The organism is Elusimicrobiota bacterium, assembly GCA_026388075.1.
Taxonomy (GTDB): Bacteria; Elusimicrobiota; Endomicrobiia; order Endomicrobiales; family JAPLKN01; genus JAPLKN01.
The window spans coordinates 1-6,779 of record JAPLKN010000052.1 but is presented as its reverse complement, the minus strand read 5'-3'; the positions used below and the strand labels follow the sequence as shown (position 1 = coordinate 6,779).

Genomic DNA, 6,779 nt, shown 5'->3' with positions numbered 1-6,779 from the left:
CTGTGTCATAATTGCTAAAATATATCCCTGATGTCATTCTGAATTTATTTCAGAATCTAGCATCCCGACGATAATGAGATCCTGAACCAAGTTCAGGATGACAACACGTGGAGTTATGACACAGTCTCTCCTGTCGGCGGAGTTTCAGTTCGGGCTTCATTCTGGAAGGATTGTAGAATTATTTGGAATGCTTTTTTGCCTTTTTGTTTTCTCCGCCGGCGATAAAACTTTTATCCAATTGCCAGTCAGGATTATTTTCAATAACTTTTAAAAAATTTTCGTAATGCGACAAAAGGCTGTTATGTTTTAAAAGCACTTTAATTCCTTCTATTATTTCAGCGCGCATATCCAACCCTTTGGCTTTAGAAACAGGCAATGTTCTTGGAATTTTGTTGATTCTTGCAAAATAGGGTTTAATAGTTATAATTGAAAGATCAAAACTTTCGGCAAAATACTTTAAAACACTTGATTCATCTTCCAATTCCTGTTCATCTCTAATTAAGTCAACAAGCGAATCAAGGCCGAACATAAGAATGGATTTATAAGACATTGTTCCTTCCGGCATAATCTCTTCCGTAGCTTTCTTGAAATCCTCTTCCATTTTCTTTTGCCAGTGTTCCGCATCAGCTACAAAACTTGAAGGATATACAAAGGCGAGTAATTCATTTTCGGAATCGTGATAAAGGAGGAAATGCTCTGCGTAGAAAATCTGCCCGCATCTCGGACAGCTTACAATATTTATTTCTCCGTTTATTATCTCGTCTTTTAGTTCAGGATCTTCAACGGCATTTATAGAATTCCAGATATCCGCCTCAAAAACCTCCCCGCAAGGACATCTTATTTCTTCCGGACTGGATAAAGACATTTTTGATCCTTAGGACTTCATTATTTTTTGATTTATGCGTATAATCTAAAAGTCGTTTTTAAAGTTTTTTCCCATTGAGCCGCTTATGAGTTGAGCATTTTTAAGGAAGTCTTCGGTTTTTCGTGTTTGAGCCCCATCCTGGCGGAAGCCGAAGGGGCGAGTCCTTCGACAAGCTCAGGATGGTGAGCCTGCCGAACCATTGAAAAACCGCCTTAAATAAAGAATGCGGAAGTCCGCCGCGGCGGAGCTCACGGGGTGCATTTCTTTTGAATACTTTTCTTTAGGCAAGTAAAGAAAAGTATTCCAGGGTGCAGTCCCTCGACTTTGCTCGGGATGTTGAGCTTGTCGAAACAGGGCGGGCAAGCCCCGCGACTTTCTCCTGTTTTGTAAACAAATCTTCAAAGTAATACATTTTTAATGAATTAAAATATAGCATATTATTATTAAGCATTGCAAGGCACTAAATTTACCGAATTAATGATGAGTTTGATAACGAAAAGCTATATTTTTATGATTAATAAATTTAATTATTTGCTCAGCTATTTGATTGCTTGCATAAGGATGGCTGATAGCAAGCGCGTTCCTTTGGAACCTGATAATTTTGTTTTTATTTTTATAGAAATTTACTACTATTTGACTTAGATTTCTTACATTTTTGCATAATTCCGCAACACCGTGTTTCTTTAAATAAAATGCATTTTTTTGTTCCTGCCCCGGCAAAGGCGAAAGAATAATCATAGGCAAAAGTTTTACAAGAGCTTCAGAAGAAGTCAGCCCTCCCGGCTTGCTTATTAAAAAATCTGCGGCATCCATCAACCGAGAAACATTTTTCTGATGCCCCAGTACTAAAATATTTTTGTTCCGCGAACAAACTTTTTTTAACTTTTTATAAAGCTTTTCGTTATAACCCGTAGCAATTATGAACTGCAGATTATTTTTTGACTTTATTAATTTTTTTACAGCTTTAAGGATCTTCCCCAGCCCTTGGTTTCCGCCCATCATCAGGATTGTATTCATATAAGGATTCAAGCCTAACTTGGCCCTTGCCTCATATTTAGGAATTTTTCTTATGAATGAATTATCAACGGGTATGCCCGTTACATATATTCGTTTTTCGTTTATATTCTTTTTCATAAGCTGCAGTTTAATTTCTTCATCCGGTACGCAGTAGCAATCCACATCGTGATTCGGCCAATAGGGATTAGCCACAAAATCTGTTATTACGGCAATTAAAGGTATGCGGATTTCGCCTTTTTTCTTTTCGTGAGCGATAAAACTGCACGGAATTGCTTGAGTGCACACGATTACGTCAGGTTTTGTTTTTGAAAGAATCTGGGTTACTTTTGAAACGTTGAATGAAGCAAAAAAACGTCCGAGTTCTTTGGTCAGGGAAGCTATATCTTCGCTGTTATAAAGATAATCCCAAATATTCGGAACCGAACGCATCAGGTCTACATATAGTTTAAACAGAAAGGGTCCTAAAATCGGATAATGATGAGAAAAAAAACCTATACTAGAAGTTTCTAAATGCGGATTGTGAAATAACAGACTCTTTTGGATTGCATCAGCTGCTCTCTTGTGGCCTGAATGGTCGGTTGCGTAGAGGAATAATATGCGTGGCATTATTTTAGTGTTTACTGAAAAATATTTTCATTAAACTCTGATTATACTGATAAAAGATAGATTACATTGATTTTGCCGTTAAAGTAATCTGTGAAATCTAATAATAATCGGTGTAATCAAGGGGCTGACAAGTTTTTCATAAGCCCTATTTTAAATAACCGGTAAACTTGTTATTTTTGTCTACCTTAATGGATGTGGCTTTAATAGGTTTATCTGTAAGTTCAAAACCCATTATAATAACTTCTTCGCCTTTTTTTATTAAATGAGCCGCCGCCCCGTTCATGCAAACCGTGCCCGAACCGCGCTTTCCAACAATAACGTATGTTTCAAGGCGATTTCCGGTCGTATTGCTTACAACCAGCACTTTTTCGCCCGGCCAAAATCCGGCTTTTTCTATCAGTTCTTCGTCAATAGTAATGCTTCCTTTGTAGTTAACGTTGGCTTCTGTTACTATTGCTCTGAATATTTTTGATCTCAGCATCCACCGCATAATAATCCTTTCCTTGCCGTACAACCTCGCAGGTTGAATGGCTTTCTTTAACTGAGCAGGACATATTCTACCAAATACATTTTATTATTTCAAAATTTCTATCAATATCCGTCATTTTTGAAATCACAATTTGTGATCTTAAAGATTTCGCTTCTTCCATGGTTCCATAGTCACAGTGATATCACCAAACCAACCCCCCCGCATGGTTTCTTTGAAACCAAATCAGCGGGGCAGGCGGAGTTGGTTTGATTTTATTCCCAATTAACTCTATTAAAACGCTCACTTATGATGTTAGTCATGGACCGTTTTTCTTCGGAGGTTAATTCGGAGTTATTGATTTGTTCAATAAAAACATTTTTCTTATCCAAGAATTTATTCCGAACGGCTCTTTCCGGAATATCCAGATAGGTGATAAATTGGATAAAATCCTTTCCGGTTATTTTATTTTTCTTTCCATTTAAAGTGAGAGCGAAATCTTCTTCGTCACGAATTACCAGTTTAGAACAAACAATGTCATAAGCCGGCGCCAGGCGAATTGCACCTGTTTCAGTATAAATAACAGAAAAATTTTTTAAATGCGCATCACCGTTTCCAATTATAAAATTAAATAATACTCTCTCATAAAATAATTGGGCATCTAGCCCCGGAATATTTGAAATCTCTTTTAGCTTTCTGCCAACTTCCTCATGCGATGCGCTATATTTATCTTTAATGCCCAATATTTGAAAGAAGTTTTCCTGATGGATTTTTTTCTTTTTCTCTCTATCATACCTTCTGACCATATAGGCGTTTGTATTATCTTTTAATTTAATAAGGCCGTGAGGCGGCACTTCAATTCCCATTAGTGCTGCTATTGTCATACACAGATTTTCATTTTCCGGCAGGTGCTGAAAAGACTGCGTCTGGGGCTTTAATATATATTCGCCGTGCTCGGGATAAACCTCGAGCATACGGGACCTTGTGTTTAATTTAACGGAAAGCTTTGGCTGCATTCCCGATATAGAAAGCTTACCCGCGGACTCTTGTGCTTTCAACGAAATTTCAGGGAGCGAGACATCAAAACCCGGAACATAATCAACCCCAAAGAGCTTCTTCAAACAATAATCGTGATATTGACTATTATTCTGAATATTATCGCCGCATATTCTGCATGAAGTCATTTTATCTCCTCAATGGAAACTGCCCCGGGTGTATCCTTGCACGTAGCAATCAATAAGCCAAAAAGATCATTCTTATCTAGGTGAAATTTTTTTGAAACAATTTCCAGATACCAACCTTCTGGAAGCAACCCCTCAAAAAAACTAAAAAAAGAATCGCTTTCATAGGGCTCTAATCTTAATGGCAAAGAAACGGATAATTGTCTGCCATTGGAAACATAGTTTGAGGCATAACCGAATTTATATCCGCCTTCAGTCTCTTCTATAATTCCTGCAAAAATACCATTGAAAAAAACAGAGGCCTTCCTATAACTTTTTATCATTCTTTACCGCCTCCAAATGATATCCAAAAAATGCCAGGATTTGGTTGACTTTATCCATTCTTGCGGATTTCTTGCCTTGTTCCAGATCTCTAATAGTCCTCAGCCCCAACCCAACTCTGGTGGCAAATTCTCTTTGAGTAAGGCCGGCTTCTTTCCTCAGCTCTTTAATTTTTTTTCCTATTTCCATTTTTTCACCTCAATATCTTTATCCCAAATTTTGCAACAGATTGCAAAATTTGTCCCGAAGGGACAGCGCGCCGCGGCGTGCGGGGTTAACCCCGCACCATTTATAACGTATTCAAGAAAAATGTTCGCAAGATTTCCATCCGACACTCAATTTAAGCTCTTCATTTTTCAGTGCTTTTTAATGGTGCGGCACTATGTGCAGATTTTTCTATTGAAAAATCTGGGTTTATCCAGCTAATATTATATACCCTAAATGATATAATGTCAAGTACTTTTTATAAAAGATATATCATATAGGGTATAAAAATCTATAAATTTATACAAATTATACCCTAAAAGGTATAAATATTTTACGAAATCTAACTATTATACCCTATTTGATATAATGTTTTTTAATCATGTCTTGCTATACAAGATTTACTATTTTCCCAACATCCATTTTACTGAAAATCGTTTTTTACCCCGTGAGATACTCTTTTTATATCTATCGGGGCAGGTCCGTGATTAGCGCGCTATTAAACCTTGCCCTTCCGTAGTCCCAAGTTTGCCTGCCACTGCATCTTGTTTTGAGCATCAAAACAGCAGGGGTCATTCCCGAAGTAGTAATCGGGAATCCAGTCTTTGTTGTTTCCTCTGCCTACTGCCTACTATCTACTGACTACTGTCCTTTAGAAGATTGGTTCCGGTGAGTTGCATGGTCAAAATCTCATTTTTTGTAAGTTTTAATACTTTCTCGTTGTAAGCAAAACGAGCTGATCTATTTGCTTTTATTATCTAAGATCAATTTCTTGCTGATATCTAAAAACTGTTCTGCAGCTCTAATTAAAGATTTTGCTGAACTTTCAGACCAATCATCATAATAATCAGCATTTTCTCTAAGGAGTTTTGCTTTCTGAAGGCTTTCAACGAGGCTTGCTTGCAGGAGTTTTTTGTCAACGTATAAAGCTCTAAGCGCAATTATCAGACAGTGGTGGCTTTTTTCCCCTGAAATTCTCAAGAAACAATAAAGCTCTTGCCGAATGAAACATCGCATAATACGACTGAATTGTAGACCATTTAAAGTTTTTGGAACCTGAACTTTCTTTTGCTGAAGCAAGATCTTGCCCGGCGGTTTTAATTTCTTTTTCTATTAATGCCTCGCCTCTTGAAAATTCTTGTATCTTTTTTCTTTTCAGGCAGTCCTGAAATTCCGCATTCATTCCTTCTTCTCCCAAATGGTTAACCCCCTGTTTATTTCTTCAAAAAAAACGGGTTCCTTTTTTCCCATGCTGGAATAACTGACCGGAGTACGCACTACAAGCTGCAGTTTTCTTTCTAATTTTAATTTACTTGTTGCTTCGTTTACTTCTTCCGGATTCTTCGTAAGAACAAACAAGTCAACATCGCTCTCAAAAGAATCTTCTCCCCGTGCGGAACTGCCAAAAAGCACTATCTTTTCAGAAATTGCACCAAGCTTGTTTGTTAAAGGTATCAGTGATTCAATATTCTTTAATATTTTGAATTGCTTAACAATCGGATTGGAATGATTTAAAGAATATAAGAATATCTTTCCTTTTTTTAGTCTATGAACCAAGCCTTCTTTTGCCAGTTCCCGTAGAGACTGATTAAGCCCGCCCTTGCTTATTTTAATATTGTCTTGAATTTCTGTAGCGAGGAACTGATGTCCCGGGTATTTTGCCAGAAATTCCAGTATTTTCTGCGTGTTAGTGAAAGTAAATATCTTGTTCATTGTATTGACCTCATCGTTCATTATAATGAACGTATGTTCATTATAATGAACGAAAAGCTATTTGTCAAGTGGGAAATGCTGCGCTATTGATTGGCTCACAAGCAAAGTTAAATAAAATATCGTCTCTATTCTCTGGTTCTGTAAGCTAGTCCCGGTTGCCATGTATTTAGTTCTCCCCCCGTCTTGCCTTTTAACTCGTGAACCCGTGAACCAGTGGACTCGTGAACGCCTTTCTTTCCGTTCCCCGCTGGTTTTGAAGACTGGTTCCGGTTGTTTGCATTGGTTTCTCCCGACTTCGATAAGTTTTTCCTAAATCGGAGCCCCCATGCCTAGTTTTCGACTTTGAAAACTATGGGGGTCACTAACTATTAACCGTCTTTCCTGGCTTGACACGGATTCCTAAAAC

9 protein-coding genes are annotated in these 6,779 nt (G+C 37.6%); all 9 read right to left on the bottom strand.

Annotated elements, in window-relative coordinates:
• Positions 1 to 178: 178 nt before the first annotated feature.
• Positions 179 to 865, bottom strand: a complete 687-nt coding sequence (locus NT145_02555; protein MCX5781575.1) for a CpXC domain-containing protein — start codon at positions 863 to 865, stop codon at positions 179 to 181.
• Between the two features lie 474 nt (positions 866 to 1,339).
• Positions 1,340 to 2,488: a glycosyltransferase gene (locus NT145_02550; protein ID MCX5781574.1), complete on the bottom strand. Its 1,149-nt coding sequence runs from the start codon at positions 2,486 to 2,488 to the stop codon at positions 1,340 to 1,342.
• Positions 2,489 to 2,633: 145 nt separating this feature from the next.
• Positions 2,634 to 2,978, bottom strand: coding sequence for an aspartate 1-decarboxylase (locus tag NT145_02545; GenBank protein ID MCX5781573.1), 345 nt, complete (start codon positions 2,976 to 2,978; stop codon positions 2,634 to 2,636).
• 251 nt (positions 2,979 to 3,229) lie between these two features.
• Complete coding sequence (locus NT145_02540) at positions 3,230 to 4,138, bottom strand: HipA domain-containing protein (GenBank protein MCX5781572.1); 909 nt, start codon at positions 4,136 to 4,138, stop codon at positions 3,230 to 3,232.
• Entirely contained in the window at positions 4,135 to 4,458 is a 324-nt protein-coding gene (locus tag NT145_02535; protein ID MCX5781571.1) for a HipA N-terminal domain-containing protein, read from the bottom strand. The genes NT145_02540 and NT145_02535 overlap by 4 nt, the downstream gene beginning before the upstream one ends.
• The gene (locus tag NT145_02530) at positions 4,442 to 4,645 is read right to left on the bottom strand and encodes a type II toxin-antitoxin system Y4mF family antitoxin (GenBank protein ID MCX5781570.1); all 204 of its coding nucleotides are present in this window, start codon (positions 4,643 to 4,645) and stop codon (positions 4,442 to 4,444) included. The genes NT145_02535 and NT145_02530 overlap by 17 nt, the downstream gene beginning before the upstream one ends.
• Before the next feature lie 756 nt (positions 4,646 to 5,401).
• Complete coding sequence (locus NT145_02525; protein MCX5781569.1) at positions 5,402 to 5,677, bottom strand: HEPN domain-containing protein; 276 nt, start codon at positions 5,675 to 5,677, stop codon at positions 5,402 to 5,404.
• Positions 5,592 to 5,843 (bottom strand): HEPN domain-containing protein, encoded by a 252-nt coding sequence (locus NT145_02520; GenBank protein ID MCX5781568.1) that lies wholly within the window; start codon positions 5,841 to 5,843, stop codon positions 5,592 to 5,594. The genes NT145_02525 and NT145_02520 overlap by 86 nt, the downstream gene beginning before the upstream one ends.
• The gene (locus NT145_02515; GenBank protein ID MCX5781567.1) at positions 5,840 to 6,373 is read right to left on the bottom strand and encodes a nucleotidyltransferase domain-containing protein; all 534 of its coding nucleotides are present in this window, start codon (positions 6,371 to 6,373) and stop codon (positions 5,840 to 5,842) included. Before NT145_02515 ends, NT145_02520 begins: the two co-directional genes overlap by 4 nt.
• Positions 6,374 to 6,779: the final 406 nt, after the last annotated feature.

Excerpts from the sequence above, each read along its gene's own strand:
- NT145_02555 (MCX5781575.1), bottom strand. The coding sequence starts at position 865 with ATGTCTTTATCCAGTCCGGAAGAAATAAGATGTCCTTGCGGGGAGGTT.
- NT145_02550 (MCX5781574.1), bottom strand. The coding sequence starts at position 2,488 with ATGCCACGCATATTATTCCTCTACGCAACCGACCATTCAGGCCACAAG.
- NT145_02545 (MCX5781573.1), bottom strand. The coding sequence starts at position 2,978 with ATGCGGTGGATGCTGAGATCAAAAATATTCAGAGCAATAGTAACAGAA.
- NT145_02540 (MCX5781572.1), bottom strand. The coding sequence starts at position 4,138 with ATGACTTCATGCAGAATATGCGGCGATAATATTCAGAATAATAGTCAA.
- NT145_02535 (MCX5781571.1), bottom strand. The coding sequence starts at position 4,458 with ATGATAAAAAGTTATAGGAAGGCCTCTGTTTTTTTCAATGGTATTTTT.
- NT145_02530 (MCX5781570.1), bottom strand. The coding sequence starts at position 4,645 with ATGGAAATAGGAAAAAAAATTAAAGAGCTGAGGAAAGAAGCCGGCCTT.
- NT145_02525 (MCX5781569.1), bottom strand. The coding sequence starts at position 5,677 with ATGCGATGTTTCATTCGGCAAGAGCTTTATTGTTTCTTGAGAATTTCA.
- NT145_02520 (MCX5781568.1), bottom strand. The coding sequence starts at position 5,843 with ATGAATGCGGAATTTCAGGACTGCCTGAAAAGAAAAAAGATACAAGAA.
- NT145_02515 (MCX5781567.1), bottom strand. The coding sequence starts at position 6,373 with ATGAACAAGATATTTACTTTCACTAACACGCAGAAAATACTGGAATTT.